Here is a 23966-nt window from a genome sequence, read left to right on the forward strand (position 1 = left end):
GCATTCCCGGCAGCAGTTTTTTCTCTCAGGTTATCTTATTATTTCTCAGAACCAGATCTGCATATCGTACCAGGTGGCTCCACCATGGCAGGAATCTGCAACTCCCAGTTTCTTCATTCCGTGGCTTTCATAAAACGGGATCATATGCTCCTTGCAGGTAAGGATAAGAGCTTTTTTTCCACGTTCTTTCGCAAGATCCTTGAAGTATTCCACAAGTTCTCCGGCAATTCCCTGATGACGGTATTCCGGGATCACGTTCAGTCCAAATACAGTCTGGATCTCTCCGTCTTTCTTATGAAGTGTGATGTCGTGATAAAATTCATCCGGAAGTACCGGTTTATCTGTGGTCCCTCCGTTGATAAATCCTACAATCTTATCATCTTTCACTGCTACCACAAAATTCTCCGGGAATGCTCCCATACGGTTCACTACATCCTCATGGCTTGCTGCTTCCGCCGGCGGGAAACAGATTGCCTCGATCTCGGCCAGCCTGTCTGCTTCTTCTGGATGCGCCAGTCTGATCTGTAAATTCTCTGCCATGTATATTTCCTCCTGAAACTAATACAATCTTTTAAAATCAATATTTCTTTAATTATATCGGCTGAATGAAAATGCGTCAACGTTCAACCTCAGGCTTTTTTTATAATCCAGTTTGTCGTGAACTGTAATATACTGACAATGTTGTCCATCCGAAACCCGGCAGCGAGAGAAGGTGAGGTAAATAGCCAGATATCGAAAAGCCCCCAGTATTCACACTACTGAGGGCTTCATTCTTTCGTCTTTGCCAGACTTATTCTTTCTTTTGCCTGTTGGCATTATAGCATGTGCTTTGAGGCAGAGCAATATACTTCTCACTGAAAATTAATTTCAACGTCTCACAACACCGACTCGATCAGCCTCTCCGTATACTCCGTCTTCGGCCTCTCAATGATTTCCTCCGGTGTTCCTTCTTCCTCTACATGTCCGTCGTGCATCACGATCACCCGGTCGCAGAACATCTGAACAAGAGCCAGGTCGTGGCAGATAAAAATAAACGCCAGATTCTTTTCTTTTTTCAGCTTTATGAGAAGCTCCATAATCTGTTTCTGTACAGTCACATCAAGAGCACTGGTGGCTTCATCACAGATCAGAATTTTCGGCTCCACAGCCAGGGCTCTTGCAATGGCTGCTCTCTGACATTCTCCACCACTGACCTGATGAGGATACCGGTCTGCATAATCTGCACTCAGTCCATATTTAATAAGAAGATTTTCCACATGTTTCCTAGTTTCTTTCTTATTTATCCCCATATTCCGGAGACTTTCCCCTATTCCATCCCCAAGTGTACATCTTGGATCAAAGGATTCTCCCGGAGTCTGGAATACCATCTGAATTTCTCTGTACGTTTCCCGCAGTTCTTTTCCCTTTACCTGTGTAATATTTTTTCCCAGAAGAAAAATCTCTCCACCGGTCAGTTCCGTCAGATGAGTGATCATCTTTGCAACCGTACTTTTTCCTGATCCGGACTCACCTACGATTCCAAGACATTCTCCCTGTTTCAGAAAAAAGCTCACATCTTCCACAGCTGTAAAGGATTTTTTCCCTGATATAAAATTCTTTTTTAAATGACGTACTTCCAGTATATATTCTGCCACTTCTTCTCTCCATTCCTTGTTTCAGCCTGTACAAATGCTCTCCAGCTTGCCTCTGTTCAGACGCGGCACAGAATTCATAAGCTCTTTTGTATAAGGATCCTGCGGATCGTCCAGTATCTGCCTGGTATCTCCGTATTCCATCACTTTGCCGTTCTTCAGCACCAGAACCTTATCTGCCATTTTTCCAACTACTCCGATGTTATGCGTGACAACAATCATGGCTGTATGATATTCCCGACGCAGAAGCAGCATTTCCTCAACAACCTGTTTCTGCACGATCACATCAAGGGCACTGGTCGGCTCATCTGCAAGCAGGAGAGATGGATGCTGCAGCATGGAAATACAGATTCCCACACGCTGGTTCATACCACCGGACAGTTCAAAAGGATAACTCTTCAGGACACGCCTGCCATCCTTCAGCCCGATCTTTTCCATCATTTCTATTGTACGTTCTTCACATTCCCTGCGGCTGATCTTTTCATGTTCCCGCATACTTTCGTAAATCTGATCACCAACTGTACGGATCGGGCAAAGCGCAGCACCGGAATCCTGAAAAACCATGGCAATCTCCGGTCCCAGGAGTGTTCGGAGTTCTTTTTCCGGCATATCCACTACATTCCTTCCCATGTACCAGATATCACCTTCCGTAACCATGCCTTCATTTCCCAGAAGTCCCATAACAGCCTTAATAATAGTACTTTTTCCACTTCCGGATTCACCTACCACCCCAAGGATCTCTCCTTTATTCAGTTCCAGATTTATATCCTGAACAACAGTTTCTCCATTATAACAGATCGTCACATGATCAAGTTTCAGCAATGCTTCCATTTAAAATCTCCCAGCTGTTATTTCACTTCCAGATCTGCCGTGATCTCATAATAATCACATGGATGTGCAGTCAGCCCTGACACATTTGCTTTTGATACCAGTCCCATATTCAGATGAGAAACAAAGAAATACGCATCATCATCAAGAATCGTCTGCTGTGCTTCGATGGCAAGCTTTGCTCTCTCATCTGTGTCAAAGGTCTCATGCATTTTTGCTATGATATCATCCAGACTTGAGTTACTGTATTTGCCATAATTTTTTGCTGCCCCGGATACAACTGTGCTTGTGAAAAAGTACTCCGGATCACCGGTCGGTGCAGTTGTAAGAGAACTTACATATACGTCAAAATCTCCATTCTTCGCATAGGTTGCATGATCTGCCGTATTATTTACATTAACCTCAATTCCAATATCCTTTAAAGTAGACTGTGCATATTCAGCAAGCTTCGGCTGTTCCAGACGTGTCGGATAAGTCAGCCATGTAACAGAGAGTTTTTTTCCATCCTTATCTGCATATCCATCACCATCTGTATCCTTCCATCCGGATTCCTCAAGAAGTTTTTTTGCCTCTTCCGGATCATAGGACGGTGCTTTCACTGCATCATTTCCATAAGAAAAGCTGCTCGGAAAAGCTCCCACTGCCGGAACGCCGCGATTCTCCATGATCACGTTACAGAAGCCGTCTTTATCGATTCCCATCTCTATGGCTTCCCTTACATTCTTATCCTGCATCAGTTCAGATTCCATATTAAACTGACCGAAAAAGCAGCGGCTTGTTGCAACAGAACTGATCTGATAATCAGGATTTCCGTCAAATAAGGCATAATTGTCATACTGAAGTCCGTAAGTTCCCTGGATATCTCCTGTCTGCAGAGCTGCTGTCAGTGCACTTCCGTCAGAAAAAGATTTCACGATCACATTATCAGTCTTTACCTCTCCGCCCCAGTAGTTTTCATTCTTCACCAGCTTAATTTCTGTAGGGGAAACCTCTGTTGCAATAAAAGGTCCTGTACCTGCAACATTGGCGGAACCGCCTTCTCCCTGCACACCATAATCCATATCTATGATAGCCCCATATGGATCTCCAAGATAATTGATGATCGCAGGACATGCTTCTGTTGTATGGATCGTCACCGTCATTCCGTCTGCCTCGATCTTGTCAATCTTCATATCTGACGGTGCCCGGTCGTGATTCGCGATCAGATCATCCAGACATTCTTTAACTGCTTCTCCGTCCATATCTCTGCCACTGGAAAATTTCACGCCATCACGAAGCGTAATTTTCACAGTATTATCATCTGTAAATTCATAATCTGTAGCAAGCCACGGCTCGATCTCCATGTTGTCATTATATTTAAACAAGGTCTCACCTACACCATAACGCAGGCAGCTCCAGCCGGAATAATTATCATGTGGGTTCAAACCTGCATCTCCCATCTCCTCACTGTATCCGGTTGTTCCGTAAACAAAAGTTGTCCCTTCTGTTTTATCCTTATTTTCACTTTTCGCATTTACAGACACTCCTGTCATGCCCATAACCAGCATTGCCGCAAGTGTCGCTGCCATTATTTTTTTCTTCATATTTTTTCTCTCTCGCTTTCTTTTACTCTGATGTCATTTTCCTCTGTTCCGTTCTCTTGGATCCATATAATCCCGGACTGTATCGCCCAGCAGATTAAATATCATAACTGTAATAAAAATCGCGGCTCCCGGAGCCAGCACCATCCACGGTGCGATCTGCAGCATACTTCTTCCGTCATTGATCATACTTCCCCACTCAGCCATTGGCGGCTTCACTCCAAGTCCCAGGAAGGAAAGTCCTGCAAGCTCCATCATCATGGTTCCGATATCAAGAACTGCTGTCACAAGAATCGGTCCTGCAATATTGGGTAAAATATGTTTTATCAGAAGTTTTCCTGTACTGCTGCCGGAAAGCTTCGCTGCCATCAGATACGGAGAAGCTTTCTGTGTCAGGGTAAGTCCTCTGGCAAGCCTTGCAAATTTCGGCCAGCTGATCACAGCCAGGGCGATGATCGCATTCTGGATTCCTCCTCCCAGCACAGCAGCTACTGCCAGTGCAAAAACAAGTCCCGGGAATGCAAGAAAAAGATCTGAAATACGCATAAGGACTGCCTCTGTTTTTCCGCCTCTCCAGCCACATAAAATTCCGATCACAGTTCCCACAACCGTGATCACAGCTACCAGGATCAGTGTTCCGTAAATACTCACAGTACTTCCTGTAATCACTCTTGACAGCATATCTCTGCCATAACGGTCTGTTCCCAGAAGATGCTCCGGGCATGGTGCCTTCTGTGCCAGTGTCAGATCCTGCGCATAAGGATCATAAGGGCAAAGATATTTTGCAAACGCTGCGATCAGCAAAAGTACTGCAGTCAGTATCAGAAAAAATATCAGTTTGGCCCTGGTATGATTTTTCCTGATCTTCTGTTTCCGGACAGTTATCTTTTTTTCTCCACTCATGCTCTGTCACCTCCAAGCCTTACTCTCGGATCAAGATAGTGGTAAACGATATCTGTCACAAGATTTACCAGTACATAGATAACCGCCATCCATGCCACATAAGCCTGTATAATGGGATAATCTCGCATATTGATGGCATCTACAGCCAGCTTTCCAACTCCGTCCCACATAAAAATATTCTCTACAATGGCTGTTCCTCCCAGAAGATTTCCGATGGATAAGGCCAGAAGAGTGATGATCGTCAGCATTGATGCTTTCATAACACTTTTCCATATGATCACGCTTCCTCTGATTCCCCGAGCCTTCGCCCCCATCACATACGGCTTGTTCAGCTCTTCCAAAACCGTGGCACGTACCTGCCTTGTATACTTGGCAGCCATAGAAACAGCCAGCGTCAGTGTAGGAAGAATGATGCTCTGCCCAAGATCAGAATTCGTTACTACCGGTAAAATTCCCAGTTTAACAGATAAAAAATACATCAGAACCATTGCCGCAAAAAAATTCGGCATGGAATTTCCCACAAAGCTTAAGAACCGGATCACATAATCGATCCATTTATTATGTTTCACCGCAGATAAAATTCCAAGGGGAACCGCAAGAAGAACAGTTAGAATGATAGATGACAATGTCAGCATGATCGTTGCAGGAAGCTTTGAAGTGAAAGTTTCGTAAACATCTCTGTGGGAAACATAACTCTCTCCCATATCACCTGTGACCATCCCTGCAAACCAGTTTGCATATTGAACAGGAAACGGCTTATCAAGACCATATTCCGCCTTTGTCTTATCAATAATTTCCTGCGATACTGAAGAGCCTGCATTTTCATACATATACGTCACTGCATCTCCACCGGCCAGCCTCATCATGGCAAATGACAGAAATGTGATCCCGATCAGGACCGGGATCAACTGCAGAAGTCTTTTAAAAATATATCTTCTCATTTTCTTCCTTTCCGCATTTTAAATGTTCAGATAATAAAAGTTTAACAAACCTCCTGCTCTGTCACAACCCCCGTGGGGGGATTCCGCATATTCCATTCTGTCATGTATATGTATTCCTTTTATGAATAACATTCTGCTCCATTGTATACTTCACCTCGTACTCTGTGTCCCGGTGATATTTCCAGCCAGTTTTCTTCCTGACTCTGTATCTCATTGTATTCGATCAGTGCATGTCCACGCTCTGACACCGGATCCGGAACATGTATTGCCGAAAGCAAAGATCTTGTATATGGATGACACGGATTTCCAAAAAGCTCCTCCGTTGGTGCCATCTCAACCAATTTCCCGTTTTTCATTACACCAACTGTATCACTCAAAAACCGCACCATCGACAGATCATGGGCGATAAACAGAAATGAAAACTTCTTTTCTTTCTGAAGCTTTTTAAACAGCATAACGATCTGCGCCTGAATGGAAATATCCAGAGAGGCAATTGGTTCGTCTGCAATAATAAGGCGTGGCTCCATAAGAAGGCTTCTTCCGATCGCCACTCTCTGTCTCTGGCCTCCGGAAAGCTCTCCGGGTCTTTTGGAAAGGATGCTTTCATCCAGTCCGGTTTCTTTCAGAATTTCCTGAAGCTTATTTTCCAGAAGCTCCCGATCCCTGATCCTTCGGCTGATCTTTATCGGTTCCAGCATGATCTGCCGGATGTTCATTCTTGGATTTAAAGCCGCACCAGAATCCTGAAAAATCATCTGGATTTCTCCCTGCATCCGTTTTCTGATATCGTTGTCACCTGTTCGCCTCAGTCCGAAAGGACTTTTTTTATCCGAAAGCTTCTCTCCCCTGTAAAAGAGTTCTCCACCTGTGGGGTGATAAATTCCAGCCAGGGTTCTGGCTGTTGTGGATTTTCCGCATCCGGTCTCGCCAACCAGTGCCATGATCTCGCCTTCCCGGATTTCAAAAGAAACATCATCTACTGCCCGTATAGTATAATCTGAACGAACCCGGAAGTATTGTTTCAGATTTTTAGCTTCTATCAGTATTTCCTTCTGCGCATAATCTTTTCTTTTTAAATCAGGCGTTGCTTTTTCCCATGTCCGGTTATCCTGACTACAGGCGCAAGGCTCCTGCTGCCTTTTTTTCAGAAATGAAGGTTTTTCTACTTTCGGAGCTCTTTCATCCAACAGCCATGTCGCAGCATAATGAGTTTCACTGACCTTAAACATCGGCGGCTCTTTTTCATAATCAATGGCAAGTGCCTGAGAATTCCGGACAGCAAAAGCATCCCCCTGTGGGGGATTCAGAAGTGATGGCGGCATTCCCGGAATAGGATTCAACACACCTTTTTCATTTGTAAAAAATGGAAGGGAAGAAAGAAGTCCCCATGTATACGGATGTCTTGGATCATAATAAACTTCTTCTGCTGTTCCGATCTCAACGATCTTTCCTGCATACATTACGGCAACCCTGTCTGCGATCCTTGCAACAGCTCCCAGATCATGTGATACAAATACGATGCTGACTCCTGTTTTTTCCCGAATTTCCAGAAGCAGATCCAGGATTTTGGCTTCCACAGTTACATCCAGAGCTGTGGTAGCTTCATCCGCAAACAAAATCTGTGGATTACATGCCAGCGCAATAGCAAGAACACATCTCTGTCTCATTCCGCCTGAAAAAAAATGAGGTTGAAGTCCGTATCGCTGCTCTGCATCTGAAATGCCTACCAGCTTCAGCATTTCTATCGCTTTCTTTTCAGCATCACCTCTGGATACCTTCTGATTTTTGATGATCGCTTCTGTGATCTGTTTTCCGACAGGGATCGTAGGATTCAGAGTCAGCATAGGATCCTGAAACACCATACTTACCTTGCTTCCGCACAGCTTCTCCATCTTTTTTCTTTTATAATCTGTAATGTTTTCTCCGCACAGCCGGATTTCTCCATTTTTCACCCTGGCATTTGGCGGCAGCAGTTTCATCACACTGCGGCACATCACTGTTTTTCCGCATCCGGATTCACCTACGATACAAAGAATCTCTCCTTTTTTCACAGAAAGATCCACATTCTGGACGGCCTGTACCTCGCCGTCCGGTGTGTCAAAGCTTACCGAATAGTTTTTTAATTCCAAAACGGTTTCCTGCATATTTTTTCCCTTATTTTGTAATAGTCCAGTCTTCAATATTCCACATAACGCCTACGGAATGATGTCCGAGAACACGTGTGGTATCCAGTCCGGAAATTCCGGAAACACCTACATAATCACCCTGAAGATAAGCTACCAGAAGAATTCCAGGTGCCTGCGCATAAGCCTTTTCAAACTCACCGTAGGATTTTTTTCGTGCTTCCTCTGTTTCACCGTGACGTCCTTCTTCAAGATATTTGTCGACATCTGCATTGGAATAATGCATATTGTTTCCACTTGCATCTGTCACAAAATTTACATATGCCATATCCGGATCAAACTGTGTTGAATAGCCTGCAAGGAATCCATTATATCCTGCATCCCAGTCAAATTTTGTCACCAGTTTTACTTCCATCTCCACGCCAGCCTGTTTCAGCATATCTGACATAACATTGGCAATATCCACACGCTCCTCTTCATAGTCACGGACCTGAATAGTGAAATGGAATTTCTGCCCGTTTCTCTCATAGATGCCATCATCACCTTTTTTCCAGCCAAGCTCTTCCATCTTCTTTGCAAAAGTATCCAGATCATAGGAATAAATATTTGCTTCTTTGTCAGTTCCAAGAGGATTTCTCTGGATCGGGCTGTACGCCGGCTCTCCCTGACCTGCCAGAACACCTGCGATAATGGAATCTTTATCCAGTGCATAGTTCAGAACGCCAATGGAATCTCCGTTTTCTTTCCAGAAATCCGTGCTCATATCCATGGCAGCTCCACGGTAATCTGCTGTTGTGAACTCCCAGTAATTATATCCGTCCTTGTCCTTAAACTGGGAAGCATAGTTGGAATTCAGCCATGCAAGATCAGCTTCTCCGGACTGGAGCATAGTTGCCTTGGTAGTCTCATCAGATACGGTACGGTATACTACTGTTTCAATATTCGGAACTTTTCCATAGTAGTCTTCATTTCGTTTCAATGTGATCATTCCACCTGTGGCATCCCAGTCTTCGAATTTATAACGTCCTGTTCCTACCGGATTCTGGTTAAAAGATGTTGTATTTATATCTTCACCTTCAAGAAGATGCTCCGGAAGGATTCCCATGGTAAAATAATCCAGCATTGCCGCATCATACTGGTCAAGGGTGAATACTACGGTCTTATCATCCGGTGCCTCGATATCTGTGATATCCTGATAATTGCTGGTAATGCTTGCACCCAGAGTTTCATCCTCTGTAAGCTCTTTGTAAGTATATACAACATCTTCAGCATTAAAAGCTTCTCCGTCATGCCACTTCACACCATCACGAAGTTTAAAAGTATAAGTATTGGTATCTTTATCAAAGGTATAGCTCTCTGCAAGATCCTCTACAGGTTTTCCATTTGCATCATATTTCATCAGACCGGAAAAAATAAGATCCGGAAGCTCATCATGATTGTTCAGAAGCGGATTGATCGTACTTTCCGACTCTCCTGCATAAACCAGTGTTTTGTTTTCTTCTGCTGCAAATGCAGTTACTGTTCCCCCTGTTACAGCTCCTGTACATACTGCTGTCACTGCCGCAAGCGTTACTGCTGCACATTTCTTTCCGTAACTGTTCCTTGTTCTCTTTTTCATTTTTGTTTTCCTCATCTTTCCTTATTTTCGAACCGGTTATCCACACTTCGTCTGGCTTTATCCATATCCTGTCAGATACCGGCACCATTCCACATATCATTTTCCATCAGAGATTGCTGTATTTATTATTCACTTCGCTTCTTACAAAGCTTCCCACATTGGTAATACACATCAGAGTAACCACCAGAAAAACTCCCGGTATCACGATCACCCACCAGGTATTCATGATCAGTGCTTTATTAGCCAGGGAAAGCATGCTTCCCCAGGAAACTACATCTGCCGGAAGTCCCAGTCCCAGAAAGCTTAAAGTAGATTCCATAGTGATACAGCTGCTGACAGATGAGATCACCACAAACATGATCGCTGAAACAAAATTCGGTATCAGATGATAATACATCACATATCCAAAGCCTCCTCCGCAGAGTCTTGCATACATCACATAATCGCTGTTCCGTATCTGCCGCACTTCACTTCTTACGATACGGGCCAGTGCAAACCATCCGGTAATACCAATGATAACGGAAATGCTGATCACATCATCTGCCTGAAAAACAGCAGATAAGATCAGTATCATAAGAAGTGTCGGAATGCTTCCACACATTTCCGTAAATCGCATCAGAACCGAATCAACCTTTGGTCCTGCCGTTCCGCTGATGCATCCGTAGGTAACACCGATCACAGTAATGATCGCTGCTCCTGAAATTCCGATCACCAGAGATACTCTTCCTCCATACCAGATCAGGGAGTAGATATCTCTTCCAAGAGAATCCGTTCCAAAAATAAATTCCCTTCCAGGCGGTGTATTCAGATTCCGGAGATAAAATCCTGAAGGATCATGATTTGCTACAAGATTCGCAAATACACATCCCAACACAACTATCAGCAGCAGAATCATGGAGAAAACCGGTTTTCCCTTCAGCTTTTCCCTGAATGTTTTCTTTCTTTTTTGAACTTCATACGTTTTCCACCCAGGACCTACCACCTGGAAAAGCTCTTCTTCGGAAATCATACTGTTATCTACCATACTCTCACCTCTGAATCCTTCATTCTCGGATCAATCTCCTCATTAACAGTCTGTGCAATAAAACTGCTTAAAAATACGATAAAGCCCGTGATCAGCACATCTACCATCAGAAGATTATAGTCATGATATTTGGCAGATTCCACTGCCAGATTTCCAATACCTGCATAATTGAATACTGCCTCGACCGTCACTGTTCCACCGGTTACGTGAGGGACTGAAACCGCCATAATACTTACAATGGTAGGCATTACATTTCTGAGACAGTGTTTCCACAGAATTTTTCTTTTGGAAAGCCCTTTGGCCCTGGCAAGCAATACGTAATCTTTCCGCACCTCATCCAGAAATTTGTTTCGTATCATATATGCGTAATACCACAGATGACTTAAGATCATAACCACAAGCGGAAGTACCATATGTCTGATACGATTGCCAATGCTGTCTGCCATTCCGACATCATAAGCGCCACTGCTCGGAAACCATCCCAGATTTATGCTGAAGATCAGTATCAGTACCACCCCCAGCCAGAAAGCCGGCACATAAAAGGCTACTGTTCCTATCTTACAGATCAGACGGTCGATCCACTGATCTTCATGAAGAGTACAGAATATTGCGATCAGGATTGCCAGCGTAAAGATCACTACATAGGCGACTCCCCCCAATACCAGAGTATTCCCGATCAGCGGTTTTATCACATTCATGACCGGCTGCCTGTACTTCAAGGACAGTCCGAACTCTCCATGAACTGCATTGGTGAGCCATTTTACATATTGTACTGCGATTCCCTGATCAAGTCCCAGCCTTGTCCTGGCAGCAGCTATCTCTTCACTGGTCATCATCTCAAGAGAATCCCCGTAAAAGGACTGCAGAGGATCTCCCGGCGCAAGTCTTGCCATCCAGAAAACCACGACAGACAGCAGAAACATAACTACTGCAAACAAAATGATCCGTTTCAGGATCCGGGCACCTATCTTATTTTCTTTGTTCATAATTTCCCTTTCCCACGTCCCATTACTTACATGCGAGACAGATATTCGCATTCCATTCTGCTGCATGCTCATGAACGCAATCGCTTTGCGATTTGCGTTCATATTTCAAAAGCAGTTATGGTATCAAAAACCATAACTGCTTTTGAAAGGGTCGTGTTATTATTCGACAAAACATTTGCATGCACAAACAGGAGTGCGCGGAGGTTGTGTGCATTACAGTGTTTAATATGCAGCACGCGGATTGTGCTGTTGATATTATTTTATCATCTAATGATATTTGAACAACCCCGGTATGGGGATATTGGGTCAGTCGGGTTTGGCATAGATGTGCATTCCAATTTTCTTATTCCATACCGTTAAACACAAAACAGCCGGCATCTTCCTGCAGCAGAATCTTATTCTGCACAGAAAAATCCCGGCTGGTCTTTTCTTTATTTTTATTGCAGCTTATAACGTTTAAAATCTTCCCTTTACAAATTCCAGGAAATCTTTTCCCTGGTCACTAAGTGTCTCACCTCGTCTTCTGATACATCCATAAACAAGTCTCTGGCCTTCTCCCGGAAATGTATACTTCACTCTGGAATACCCGGGATCACGACCTGAAAGATCCGCTCCACTTATATTGCACAGCTCGCCGGAACCCAGAAGACGTTCTACGATATAGTCACTGTTGGTCACCACTACCATCTCTGCTTCCACTGCGGAATGTCCGTTTTCCCCCACAAGATTCCGATAATTATCCGATGAAAATTCATCCGGGAATCTCTGTATCAGTCTCAGCTGGGACATCTTAAACTCTCCCACCTCTGACACTGAATTTTTTTCCCCGGTATATATATTTACCTCCGTCTCAGTCAGTGGTTCAAATTCCAGATAATTCCGTAACAGAAAATACTGAAAGGCTGCCAGCTGGTTCTGCATCACATAAGCGAAGCCCATATCATCCTGGCGCGATTTCACTCTTCTTACGATCTCATGTGTATCTGCTGCATAAACCTGATAATGGAGATCGTCCTTTTTGTGTGTTTCATAATATTCTACAAAAGTATCCGCAAACCAGGAACTGGGATGAAAGCATACACTCAGACTGCTTTTTGCAAGAGGCTGCTGCTGCATTTCCAATTCATTCATATTTTCCAGGATCTTCTGCACATGACCATATGCACGCTCTCCCTCCGGAGTCAGCTCGATACCTTTTGCATGGCGGACAAACAGCTGAGTCCGCATGTCATCCTCCATGGAGCGGATCACCTTGCTTACATTGGACTGGGTGGTAAAAAGTATCTCTGCAGCCTGGCTGAAAGAACCTGTTTTGGCACAGGCTGCAAAATACTGAATCTGTTTGATATTCAGCATATTTCTACCCCTGTTTCTTCGCAAAAATCAGGAACATCGGGGTAGGATTGTAAAACTCATCTTTTTCTATATAAATACGTTTACTGATTCCCAGGTCAAAAGAAAACTCCTCGACTCCCATGCGTCCCAGAGTTTCCAGATCCCAGGCAGGGCGAAGGAACGAGCTGATGGGAAGCTGGCGTTTGATGTCTTCACACTCCTGCATCAGATCATCCTGGATCTGATGATGTGCATGGTTTTCCGGAAGATCCGCAGTATCTGCAAAATCTGCTGCACCGTAGTTGGCATCCAGATTGATCATCACTCCGCCTGGTTTCAGCACACGGAACCACTCCTGGTAAGCATGCTCTGCATCCGGCAGCGTCCAGGTCAGATTTCGGGATACGATCACGTCAAATTCCTCATCCGGAAAATCCGGATTCTCAGCATCCATCACTGCAAACCGGCAGACCGTGTTCTCTTCCTCCGCAAGCTCTTTTGCATGGGCAATCATATCCGGTGTCAGGTCGATACCGGTTACATCGTGACCCTCTTTTGCAAGAAGAATGGTAAAAAATCCTGTTCCGCATCCCACATCCAGGATCTTAAGATTCTTTTTCTCAGGCAGGTGTTTCTTAAGCTCGATAAGCCATCTGCCTGCAAGTTCACTGTGAAGCTCAGCTCTTCTCTGTTCCAGGAAACTGTCACTTCGTTTTGTCCAGTACTGGGCGATCCTTGTTTTTCGCTCATCTTTTTCGCGCACAATATTTCCGTAGGTGATCACAGGGCCGCCTTCCACAACCTGAAGACTGGATACCTGGTAAAGGATCACGCCATCCATATCAGCACGGCAGATTTCCTGAACATTGCCTTCATAATCCCGGATCTCGCCAAGGATCTCATCCTGATGAATGATATCTCCCGGGTTTTTCAGCGGATACCAGAGGCCGTTGACACTTGCACACTGGTAGCGGACATCGTCCATTTTCAGCGGGTAATAAGTACTGTGGGAACGGATTCCATTATATGCTCCGATGCTGCAAAGAATGTTCCGCACATCCCTGCGCATGGAATCTACTTCCTCCCTCTGCCAGGTTCCCATGCAGCCGCGTTCAAGAAGAACTGCCGGGATATCCAGGGTGCTGGCAGCATAATTATATGCACCACCTGTGCTCACATTTGACTGTACCATATATGGGACATCAACCTGTTCTGCCATTTTCCGGGAAGCTTCTGCAACCTCCGGCTTTGCCACGCCTGCAAAATATACATAAGGCGTCAGTTCCTCGTAATCATCACCACCGTGAAGATCAATGTAATAATCTGATTTTTGAATCAGCGATTCTGTGACAGCAGCTGCCAGACGTTCCATACGTGTGCCGTCTTTTTTTCCAGGGAAAACACGGTTCAGGTTTTTTCCATCCTCCCAGCTGATGCTGCCCGCGCGCTTTTCAAAATCTTCCCTGTTCAGTACTTTTACAAAAACCAGCTGTCCGTTCACATTCTCAGGCTTCAGCTTCTTTGAAAGCTCGATCAGGGTCTGGATCCCCACATATTCTCCGGCGTGGAGACCGGCTGTGACAAGAACTGTTTTTCCCGGATTTTTTCCACGGATGATGGTTGCAGGAAGTTTAAATTCTCCGTCTCCGATTTCGAGAAAGCCTTCTGTTTTTTCGCCGTCTGCTACCGGAAGATTCAGGAAGTGATCCGGCTTTACACCTGTTACCATGAACATCGGAGTGGACTGGTAGTTCAGTCTCTCCTCCTCGCTCCAGACTGTTTTCCAGATTTCTGTATCTGTATGGATTCCCATAAGTCCTGTATTTCGAAGTGTCTTTACATCCCACTGAGGTCTGTGGATTTTTGAAAGAGGAACCTGCAGGGCAATCCGCTCCATACGTTCAATATCTGTACAGAGATAATGATCATCCAGGCTGTTGCTTTCCACATTTTTACGGTCATTTTCGTATGCTTTTCTCTGCTCTTCTTCGTAGAGGTAGCCATACCAGTTGGCATCAAAATTCAGAAGTCTTCCTCCTGCTTTCAGCACCCGGACCCACTCACTGTAGGCAATGTCCGGATGTTCCAGATTCCAGGTAAGGTTTCTGGAAATTACAATATCAAAAGTGTTGTCTGCAAACTCCAGTTTCTGTGCATCCATACGCTGAAAATGAATATTTTTGCAAAGCTCTCCCGCATTCTCCTTTGCTTTTTCCAGCATGCCTTCCGTATAGTCCACAGCATCTACCTTATATCCTGCTTCTGCCAGGATCACAGGGAAAAATCCGGGGCCTGTTCCAATATCCAGAATCCGGATCTCCTCCTTTGGCTTGTCTGGAAAATAACTGGTCAGAAGCTTCAGCCAGGCATTTTTCTGTGTTCCTGCAAGCTCTTTATGATTAACTTTGGAATACCCTTCTGTGCGGGTATTCCAGTATGATTCGATTTCATCGAGAAGTTTTTCCACGTTGATTCCTCCGCGCTTTCTTTATGATATGAGAGCCTGTTCCGGTAAGGTTTTCCTAACTCTTCCCATACCCCCACAGGTTATGTTTAATGTAGCAAATTGTCAGTGTTTTAACAAGCCCCTGGGGGGGATTAACTGACTGGAAGCTGTGTATTCTCTATACAGGCAGCAACCTTGTAATTCTCTGATTACTGTGGTATCATCCTAGTATGACTCACGCTAATTAACAATCTGATTCATGCTGGATAAATTTTCATCTACAAGGCGAAGGAATGAGGCGTAGCGGTGGCTACGGCGATTGACGACAACGCAGTAGATGGGAATTTATGCAAATGAAGCAGGTCGCTAATTAGCGTGAGCCATACTAGCTGTAGCAGACAGACGAATCCGGCAGATATCGCGATCCGCATTTGCTGCACAATTTTACATTCAAACATTCCCTTACAGAACTTATCATTCTATCGAAAGGATTGATCATACAAATGACTAAACAGGAACTGGCTCTTGAAGTCATCAGCCGTTTAAAAAAAGAATATCCTGACGCAGACTGTACCCTGGATTATGATGATGCCTGGAAGCTTCTGGTAAGCGTCCGTCTGGCAGCTCAATGTACAGATGCCCGGGTCAATGTAGTCGTCCAGGACCTCTATGCAAAATACCCGGATGTGGAGGCTCTTGCGGCTGCCAAACCGGAAGATATTGAAGCGATCGTACGTCCCTGCGGACTTGGAAAAAGCAAGGCCAGAGATATCAGTGCGTGCATGCGTATTCTCCATGAGCAGTATCACGGCAAGGTTCCGGAAGACTTCAACGCCCTCTTAAAACTCCCGGGAGTTGGCCGCAAAAGTGCCAACCTTATCATGGGTGATGTATTCGGCAAACCAGCCATTGTAACAGATACCCACTGTATCCGCCTTTCCAACCGCATCGGTCTTGTTCATGACCTGAAGGACCCGAAAAAAGTGGAAATGGAACTCTGGAAGATCATTCCGCCAAAGGAAGGCAATGACCTCTGCCACCGGCTTGTAAACCACGGAAGAGATGTCTGTACAGCACGGACAAAGCCTTACTGCGACCGCTGCTGTCTCAGCGATATCTGTGAAAAAAATGGAGTCTGATATACAATACCTGCAGATATGCAAAGTACTATAAAGCGTATATTCAAACTCCGGAAAGGACAACATTATGAATTTCAAAAAACTGGAAAATAATCTTCTGGACATGATCCAGGAACAACAGGTTAAGATCGGATATATGAGCGGCGTAACACGCTTCTATTATCCGCTGCAGTCTCTGAACCGACTTCTTGGAACAGAACTTACAGAAGAAGAAATGATACATGCACTGGAAGAATTTTCTGCTTATGCAGAGGAACGTCTCGGAAAAGTGAAAGCCTCTTCCAAAAATGAACGTTTCTGTATCACCCTGCCTCCCCAGGCTTCTGATTATGTGCATGAAAACCAAAAACCAAGTGAATTCCTGGTGCGCTTCATCAATACAGTTGCACACCACGGCTGTACTCTGGATGAAGTGATGGATGTATTCCACGCTTATTCCCGGCATGTTCATTTAGAGAAAACTACCGGCACAGGATTTGATTATCTCGTATACTTCGAAGACGGCATCCCGGATGATTACCGGTATTGTCTGTCCCTGGAAGGCGAGCATATGATCTATCACAAGTTCACACCGGAGGATTATGAAGATTTCGGGTTTTAAACCCGAAACTTCTTCTGAATCTCCCGGACTGTATCTTTTCTCTTAAACAGAAACAGCCACACCAGCATCAGAAAGCTGACACACACACAGATCAGTGACGGATACAGGACTGTCACCACTCCTGCTGCCAGCAGAATCACCGGAATCCCCCCTCCGAAAGCTCCCGCTTCCATAAGATAGATCATATATTCCGCAGCCTCCAGCTTCTGAACTGCAGTGATCACCCACATGGAACAGATCACAGCCAGTGCACCAAGGGGCAGAAGATAATCCACAGACCATCCTCTCCAGCCTGTAAGAACATCCCACAAAACTCCAGCCACAGTTACGATCACCAGCTGCCACATCTCATTCTTCAGAAGATTCCGCCGCTTCACATAGGCAACCGAAACCATCAGCCAGGTGCAAAACGCCCCTGCCGTTACAAACCAGGCCCAGCCCATATGTCCGTTAGCCAGAAAATCAATCAGATTACACACCACAGCCAGCACAATACAGAGAAATGTAAAACTCTCAAAAATCTTTGCAGGCTGCTTCCTCTCCTCTTTTTGTCCCGGAAAATCATTCTCCCGGATCTCACAGGACACCTGCTCCTCTTTCAGCTTCTCCACAAAATTCCGCTCGATATTTCCATTTGGTATTTTCGATGTAAAGCTTAATACCATCTCATCTCCAAAAGAGCAGGAACAAAGCTGCAGGCTGTCTGTGCTTGCAAAAAGTCCGAATCTCTGAATATACTCCCTGTATTCCTCCGGCATCCTGATAATTCCCACATTGGAATAGATAGCTGTAATTGACCTTCCTCCAAGAGTTGTACCAGCCAAAAGAAACGGAGTCTTGATCTCCAGCGGCACAAGCCGCAGCACCGGATTCTTCTCCAGGCTGACCAGGTCATTTAGCTTCGCAGCGATCACATCCCTGCTCAGTTCTTTTTTAAACTGCTCCTTCACAGATTCCAGAATATCTTTAAATGTAGTCTCCGGCTGAAAATAACAGCTGATCTCGATCCATCCGAAGAAATTCGCCATAGACTGGGATGGAAAATAGTTTCTTAAATTCACAGGGATCATCAGACCGATTGGTTTTTTCAGCTGATTCTGCGGTACCTCCTCATGGATTGCCCATATAAGAGCTGCAGTGAGAAAAACAGTGATGGACACGCCTGCCGCTTTTGCCCGGGAATGGATCTCTTTTACCGGAATACAGACTTCCGTGATACTCATATCCTCCTGCAGCAGCTTCTCGCCTTTCAGCTGAAATGCCGGCTTCTTGGACTCCCGTTTCCTCGGTGCATCGGAAGAATAATACTGGGAAAAGCTGTCCTCTTCCATATCCTTACCTGTAACATTCTCATCCGGAAAAAGCTCCGGGAGATTTTTCCCGGGATGTGCTTCCTGAATATAATTCTTCACAAGCTCCATCAGGAAATGCATAGCTCCTGTTCCATCAGTGAGGGCATGGAATACCTCGAAATTGATCCTGTTCTTATAATAGCTCACTCGGAAAAGAAGCGTTTTTTTGTCCGGGATATAAAGGCCGCTACAGGGTGCACCTGTCTCTGCTTTCACCACTGCCGGAATATCACGCCGCTCCAGATAGAACCAGAACAGTCCCTTACGGAGGACAGCACGGAAAAGAGGATATTTTTCCATTGTCCGGTCCAGTGCCGCCTGCAAAGTTTCTTCTTTTATTTCTTCTTTCAGTTCACAGTAAAAACGAAATACTCTTGTATCATTCTTTCCTGTCACAGCAGGGAACGCCAGTGCTGCATTATCCAGTTTTCTCCACTGTCCGTACTCGTTTTTCATGTTACTCTCCTTCTTCCTGTCAAGCATCTACTATCCATTATCCGGGACTGTGCTCTTTTCTTCCATTTCCTGTCCGTTTATTGTTTTTCGTAACCTTGCCTGAACTACCCTGATTCAGTTAAATGCTTACTCCTGTTCTTCTTTTTCCAGAAAACGGTTCATATATTCAAAACTCTCCTGCACATGCAGGAATTTAATTCCCAGTGCAAAATACCCATGAAACGCACCTGCGATCCTGTGTACTTCCACACGGTTTCCCGCTGCCTTCAGCTTTTTGCCAAAAGCCTCCCCCTCATCACGGAGAGGATCAAACTCAGCTGTCAGAATCAATGTATCCGGCATATTTCGGAAATCTTTCGCCAGGATCGGTGCAAAATACGGATTCTGCCGATCCTTCGGACTGCTCTCATAAAGCTTCAGATAGTCCTCCATCTTCTCGGCAGTGAGAAGATACCCTGTTCCGTTTGTCCTTACAGACTCGAATGGTGATTCTTCTGTATAACAGTTGTTCAGTGCCGGATAAATGAGAATCTGTTTTTTAGGAAAAAATTCTCCCCGATCTCTGGCCATCATACACACAGCTGCTGCCAGATTTCCTCCTGCGCTGTCTCCCATGATCGTAATACGATCCGGATCTGTATTCAGCAGAAAACGGTTGGTATAAAAAACCTTCGCAGCTGCATAACAGTCCATCAGTCCCACAGGAAACCGATACTCCGGTGCAAGCCTGTACTCCACAGATGCCACGATCTGTCCGGTAGACTGTGCCATTCTGGCACATACACGCTCATAATTTTCCACGCTTTCTGTCACCCAGCCACCGCCATGGAAAAACAGAATGACCGGAGGTTTTTTGCCGGAGGCCGCGCCATTTTCCATGGCCTCTTCATTTGGAAAGAACAGCCGGACGGGAACCTTATAATCTCCATTATAAACCTCCGCATCCAATGTTTTGTAAAAGATCCTCATTGGATCCATCTTCTTTATATCTGCCAGTTTCCTGGAGGCATCCACCTCGATTCCACCGTAGGAAAGTGCATGCAGAACAGTTCGTACTGCACGTGGCATGGTATTCTCACTCTTCACCGGAACGCCTGGTATCACAATAAAACGGCTTCTCTTCTTTCCTTTTCTTGTGTAAATATATTTCGTTTCTGTATCATACTTCGCCATGATCCGGACATATTTCACGCAGGTACGCTCGTATGTGATACGCTTCAATATTTCGTGATCTGTGCGGATGATCACCTCTGTTCCTTTGTAGCCACGGATGTAATAGCTGTTTTCTTTCTTTTTTATATGTGGTCGTCTTAATCTCAGTAAATGTATTCTGATCGCTTTCTCACCTCCGGGAAATTTTCTTTTGTCATGAACTATGATAGCATCCGCAGGTTATGAGTACAAGTCATAGTAAAAAATATACTGCTGCATGATTCCCCTCATTCCTTTGTATCTGCGGTTTGGAAAGCCTCTTTTATAATGTACATCCATCACCTGCCGGATGTGAGTATCCACCGGAAAAGCATCCATATGATGCAGTGCAAAAAGACAGATACACTCTGCAACTTTTTCCCCTACACCGCAAAGTTTCAGCAGCTCCTTTTTGGCTCTGTGGTAGCTCATATCATAGATTCTTTCCAGCGAAATCTCGCCGGATGCAATAGTTCTTGCAGTCACTGCAATATATTTTGCCCGATATCCAAGTCCACACGCACGTAAATCTGCCTCCGTTACCTGACTTAAGGCTTCCACTGCAGGAAATGTATAATATTCCACGCCTTCCGTCGAAAATTTTCGTTCTCCATACATCCGGCAGATCGTCTCAATACATTTGCGGATACGTTTGATATTATTCTGCTGGGAGATCAGAAATGTAACGATCATTTCCCATAGATCCTGCCTTAAAATGCGGATTCCATCCCCCGCTTCTATTGCTGCATTAAGATATTTATCCCTGGGATTAGCAGCATTCATATACACCTCATAGTCTGTATCCAGGTCAAAATATCTCACCCAGTAACAGATAAATTCTTCCTGGGAACAGTAAAAATCCACAATTCCATTCTTCTGGTGCATTTCCAGATACTGGTCTCCTGCCACCATGGAAAAATGTCCGTCTCCAAGTTTCTTCATCCGGAAGCACTGCCCGGAATCGCATATCTTATCAAGGCTGAAATGTTCCAGCTCTACTGTGATCATGTTAGTTCCTCTCGTAAATATTTCTCTCTGTATAAATTCCGGTATTCCCGCGGAGTCATACGGTACCGCTCACGAAATACCCGGTTAAAAGTCCTCTGGCTCTCAAATCCTGCGTTCATACAGATATCTGTGATACTATCATCCGTACATTCCAGATGGACTGTCACATAATTCAGACGCTGTTCATTAAGAAACTGGTTGAAATTCCTGTGAAAAGTTCCCGAAAAAACTCTGGACAGCGTAAACTTGCTGATTCCAAGATCCCTTGCCATCTTTTCCAGGGAAACTTCATTACGGAAATGTCTGGCTATGTAGGACACGGTCTGATAGATGATATCGTTACTCTCCACGCTGCTTTTCTCCATCAGGCGAAAGCAGGGAATACTCCTTGCCAGAAGAATCTGCACGTAAGCCTGTTCTATCACAAGGCTGCTGTCCGGTTCTTTCCGGCTGACCCTGAGACAGCTCACCGCATTCACGATATCACGATGAACATTCTCTTTTTTTATAACAGGGTTCTGCGGACAGCTGCTCTGGATAACATCTGCAAACTGTCCAGCCAGAGCAGGCTTTGCCCAGAGATAAACCGCCTTATTCTCCCCCTGTGAAAAAACCTGATAATGATGGATCACATCCGGAAAGATCACCGCGAAGTCCCCTTCTTCCATATGAAAAAGCTCCTGTCCCATTCCCAGTTCCAAAGTTCCTTCTGTAATATAAATGAACTCTATGGAATTATGCAGATGAGGAGAAGCATGTGCAGATGTCCTTAAATGAACATGGAGATTCTTCTTTTTTTCTTCGTATACTGGAAACATGTATTTTCTCTCCTGCAAGATTTGACTACTTTTTTTGTGTTTTTGGCACGTAATATTTCCGATGGTCTATTATAATACATTTGTAAGTTAAAGAAAAGAGGAGGAAAACAAAATGAGAAAAATCAAAGACTTTATCAAATACGCAATGGAGTGCTACATGGCTATTTATGCAAGATACCCATACAACTTCCGCTAAGAAGATCCACAATAATATCTGAAGTCACGGATATTTTTGCGTGATCCATACGCATGAAAAATAACTGAATAAAAGTCAACATATGACTTATGCTAAAATAAACTCAGAAAGTTTCCTGAAGGATTTCCAGAGCCCGTTTATATCTTCCATGCAAACGAGAAATCTGTCGGGCAGAAATATTTTCGCAGTCAGTAAGACGTGTTACATCAGAATTGTGGAGCAGATCAGCCTGCTTCACTTTTTTTGCAATTGGATTCTTTCGAAGATTGCGGATATAATCAAAATAATTCATACTCTTATCTCTTGTCAGAAAACGAAGTGCCTCTACAACTTCTTCCGGAAAATTTTTTTCCAGATCTTCAAATGTAATCTCTGTATCTTCCACAACATCGTGAAGAAGTGCTGCACACACACTGATCTCATCATCCATCTGCTCCGCTACATAAAATGGATGAAAAATATAAGGTGTTCCGCTTCGATCTGTCTGTCCATGATGTGCCTCGTATGCCACCTTCATAGCTTTTTTCGTCAAAGCTGTATAAATCATAAACGTTCCTCCCGTCCGGTTCTGTCAAACCGCCGTTCCGGTCACTGCCTGCTTCGGTCACAGTAACCTGTTTTATGCTCTACATAACACAGTATAGCATCTGATCATCCTCCATACAAGGACAAGAACTCTTATATGTCTATCTTTTTTTCTTATATCTGACAATTTTCTGATTATAGTTTAGCCTATCATTATTCTCAAATTTGTCTGTACCTGAATCCTCTGTACTCTGTTGATAATCTTCTGAATAGTTATAGTGTATCAATCTGTTCATTCTCTTGCCCTAATTTTAAAATTGGTATATACTTATCACAATTGGGCAAAACCTTATTTTATGGCAATGCCCTGAATCTACAGCATTTTAAATCAGAAAGGAACCACACCAATGAAATTTATATATCCTGCAGTTTTCCGTCCCACAGAAGACAAAAAATACAACGCTTTTTTTCCGGATCTTGCCTGCTGCGAAGCGAAAGGCGATACTCTGGACGATGCCATTGAGAACGCCAACGCAGCTGCCTATGACTGGATCTACACAGAACTGATGGAATTCGAGGGCAAGCTTCCTCCTGTTTCCGAGGAGAGCGATCTGGATCTGAAAGAGGGCGATGTTGTCCGCAATATCTCTGTTAACATCCGTTTCCAGGATGGATGGGACGAATAATAAACAGGCAAAAAGCATCAGAACCGGCAGCTGTCTTTCGTTACCGATTCTGATGCTTTTATTTTGATTTCTTTATTGTTCATGATACTGCCTGAAAAACTTACGCAGTCCGTCCAGTGCTTTTACAAGTACTTCTGTCTCATCCTCATTCAGTTCTGCCAGCACAGCTTCTGTCATCTGTCTGTGAAATTCCGCATGATGGTGGTATGCCATACGTCCCTTGTTGGTAAGCTGGATAAATACAACACGGCGGTCCTTCTCGCTTCGCTCCCTTTTCACATAGCCTTTCTTCACAAGACTGTTCATAGAGGTTGTAAGCGATCCCACTGTAATGTTCAGCTTGGCTGCGATAGAAGACATATTGCCTCCACCCAGGCCAACTGCCTCAATAATGTGCATATCATTATTGGAGATATCTTTATATTTATCTGTGATGATGGCTTCTTCCTCCAGACGAAGGATCTCATTGAACAGATGCACCAGCACATCATTGATAACTTCCCGATTATCCACTCCTGTCCCTCTCCTGTTTCTCCGGAGTCAAAAAATCTCCCCGGTTCTCTGTTTATGAAGCCATCG

Annotated in this window: 21 protein-coding genes; 3 read left to right on the forward strand and 18 right to left on the reverse strand. The window is 44.4% G+C overall.

Going from position 1 to position 23966, the window contains the following annotated elements; translation table 11 throughout:
• Positions 1-45: 45 nt before the first annotated feature.
• The 12 genes from HFM85_RS09250 to HFM85_RS09305 form a co-directional block, all read right to left on the reverse strand.
• Positions 46-540, reverse strand: a complete 495-nt coding sequence (locus tag HFM85_RS09250) for a GNAT family N-acetyltransferase (RefSeq protein ID WP_173737938.1) — start codon at positions 538-540, stop codon at positions 46-48.
• 335 nt (positions 541-875) lie between these two features.
• Positions 876-1634, reverse strand: a complete 759-nt coding sequence (locus HFM85_RS09255) for an ABC transporter ATP-binding protein (RefSeq protein ID WP_173737939.1) — start codon at positions 1632-1634, stop codon at positions 876-878.
• Between the two features lie 21 nt (positions 1635-1655).
• The gene (locus HFM85_RS09260) at positions 1656-2462 is read right to left on the reverse strand and encodes an ABC transporter ATP-binding protein (RefSeq protein ID WP_173737940.1); all 807 of its coding nucleotides are present in this window, start codon (positions 2460-2462) and stop codon (positions 1656-1658) included.
• A gap of 17 nt (positions 2463-2479) precedes the next feature.
• Positions 2480-4042, reverse strand: coding sequence for an ABC transporter substrate-binding protein (locus tag HFM85_RS09265; protein WP_173737941.1), 1563 nt, complete (start codon positions 4040-4042; stop codon positions 2480-2482).
• A 33-nt stretch (positions 4043-4075) separates the two neighbouring features.
• The gene (gene nikC, locus HFM85_RS09270; protein ID WP_173737942.1) at positions 4076-4942 is read right to left on the reverse strand and encodes a nickel transporter permease; all 867 of its coding nucleotides are present in this window, start codon (positions 4940-4942) and stop codon (positions 4076-4078) included.
• Complete coding sequence (gene nikB / locus HFM85_RS09275) at positions 4939-5883, reverse strand: nickel ABC transporter permease (RefSeq protein ID WP_173737943.1); 945 nt, start codon at positions 5881-5883, stop codon at positions 4939-4941. The genes nikC and nikB overlap by 4 nt, the downstream gene beginning before the upstream one ends.
• A 119-nt stretch (positions 5884-6002) precedes the next feature.
• Positions 6003-8012 (reverse strand): dipeptide ABC transporter ATP-binding protein, encoded by a 2010-nt coding sequence (locus HFM85_RS09280; protein ID WP_243873849.1) that lies wholly within the window; start codon positions 8010-8012, stop codon positions 6003-6005.
• 25 nt (positions 8013-8037) lie between these two features.
• A complete protein-coding gene (locus HFM85_RS09285; RefSeq protein ID WP_173737945.1) occupies positions 8038-9624 on the reverse strand; it encodes an ABC transporter substrate-binding protein in 1587 nt (528 codons plus the stop codon).
• Between the two features lie 106 nt (positions 9625-9730).
• A complete protein-coding gene (locus HFM85_RS09290) occupies positions 9731-10648 on the reverse strand; it encodes an ABC transporter permease (RefSeq protein WP_173737946.1) in 918 nt (305 codons plus the stop codon).
• On the reverse strand, positions 10642-11634 hold the full coding sequence (locus HFM85_RS09295; protein WP_173737947.1) for an ABC transporter permease: 993 nt from the start codon (positions 11632-11634) through the stop codon (positions 10642-10644). Before HFM85_RS09295 ends, HFM85_RS09290 begins: the two co-directional genes overlap by 7 nt.
• Positions 11635-12090: 456 nt before the next feature.
• A complete protein-coding gene (locus tag HFM85_RS09300) occupies positions 12091-12990 on the reverse strand; it encodes a LysR family transcriptional regulator (RefSeq protein ID WP_173737948.1) in 900 nt (299 codons plus the stop codon).
• A gap of 4 nt (positions 12991-12994) precedes the next feature.
• Positions 12995-15436, reverse strand: a complete 2442-nt coding sequence (locus HFM85_RS09305; protein WP_173737949.1) for a methyltransferase domain-containing protein — start codon at positions 15434-15436, stop codon at positions 12995-12997.
• A gap of 482 nt (positions 15437-15918) precedes the next feature.
• Between HFM85_RS09305 and HFM85_RS09310 the strand changes: the two genes are divergently transcribed.
• Both HFM85_RS09310 and HFM85_RS09315 read left to right on the forward strand, forming a co-directional pair.
• Positions 15919-16554, forward strand: coding sequence for an endonuclease III domain-containing protein (locus HFM85_RS09310; RefSeq protein ID WP_173737950.1), 636 nt, complete (start codon positions 15919-15921; stop codon positions 16552-16554).
• A gap of 67 nt (positions 16555-16621) precedes the next feature.
• Positions 16622-17155, forward strand: coding sequence for a DUF3877 family protein (locus HFM85_RS09315; protein ID WP_173737951.1), 534 nt, complete (start codon positions 16622-16624; stop codon positions 17153-17155).
• On the opposite strand, the gene HFM85_RS09320 is transcribed toward HFM85_RS09315, so the two are convergent.
• The 5 genes from HFM85_RS09320 to HFM85_RS09340 form a co-directional block, all read right to left on the reverse strand.
• Positions 17152-18963, reverse strand: a complete 1812-nt coding sequence (locus tag HFM85_RS09320) for a DUF6320 domain-containing protein (protein ID WP_173737952.1) — start codon at positions 18961-18963, stop codon at positions 17152-17154. The two genes, HFM85_RS09315 and HFM85_RS09320, sit on opposite strands and share 4 nt — an antisense overlap.
• A gap of 126 nt (positions 18964-19089) precedes the next feature.
• Positions 19090-20031, reverse strand: a complete 942-nt coding sequence (locus tag HFM85_RS09325) for an alpha/beta hydrolase (protein ID WP_119239307.1) — start codon at positions 20029-20031, stop codon at positions 19090-19092.
• Positions 20032-20355: 324 nt separating this feature from the next.
• A complete protein-coding gene (locus HFM85_RS09330) occupies positions 20356-21162 on the reverse strand; it encodes a DNA-3-methyladenine glycosylase family protein (RefSeq protein ID WP_119239264.1) in 807 nt (268 codons plus the stop codon).
• Positions 21159-21980 (reverse strand): AraC family transcriptional regulator, encoded by an 822-nt coding sequence (locus HFM85_RS09335; RefSeq protein ID WP_119239263.1) that lies wholly within the window; start codon positions 21978-21980, stop codon positions 21159-21161. Before HFM85_RS09335 ends, HFM85_RS09330 begins: the two co-directional genes overlap by 4 nt.
• A 299-nt stretch (positions 21981-22279) precedes the next feature.
• Complete coding sequence (locus tag HFM85_RS09340) at positions 22280-22723, reverse strand: HD domain-containing protein (RefSeq protein ID WP_173737953.1); 444 nt, start codon at positions 22721-22723, stop codon at positions 22280-22282.
• Positions 22724-23108: 385 nt separating this feature from the next.
• On the opposite strand from HFM85_RS09340, the gene HFM85_RS09345 reads away from it, so the two are divergent.
• Entirely contained in the window at positions 23109-23387 is a 279-nt protein-coding gene (locus HFM85_RS09345; RefSeq protein WP_119239261.1) for a type II toxin-antitoxin system HicB family antitoxin, read from the forward strand.
• A 72-nt stretch (positions 23388-23459) separates the two neighbouring features.
• Here HFM85_RS09345 and HFM85_RS09350 read toward each other — a convergent pair whose 3' ends face one another.
• Complete coding sequence (locus HFM85_RS09350) at positions 23460-23900, reverse strand: MarR family winged helix-turn-helix transcriptional regulator (RefSeq protein ID WP_119239260.1); 441 nt, start codon at positions 23898-23900, stop codon at positions 23460-23462.
• Positions 23901-23966: the final 66 nt, after the last annotated feature.

Source organism: Blautia schinkii (genome assembly GCF_013304825.1).
GTDB classification, from domain to species: Bacteria; Bacillota; Clostridia; order Lachnospirales; family Lachnospiraceae; genus Blautia_A; species Blautia_A schinkii_B.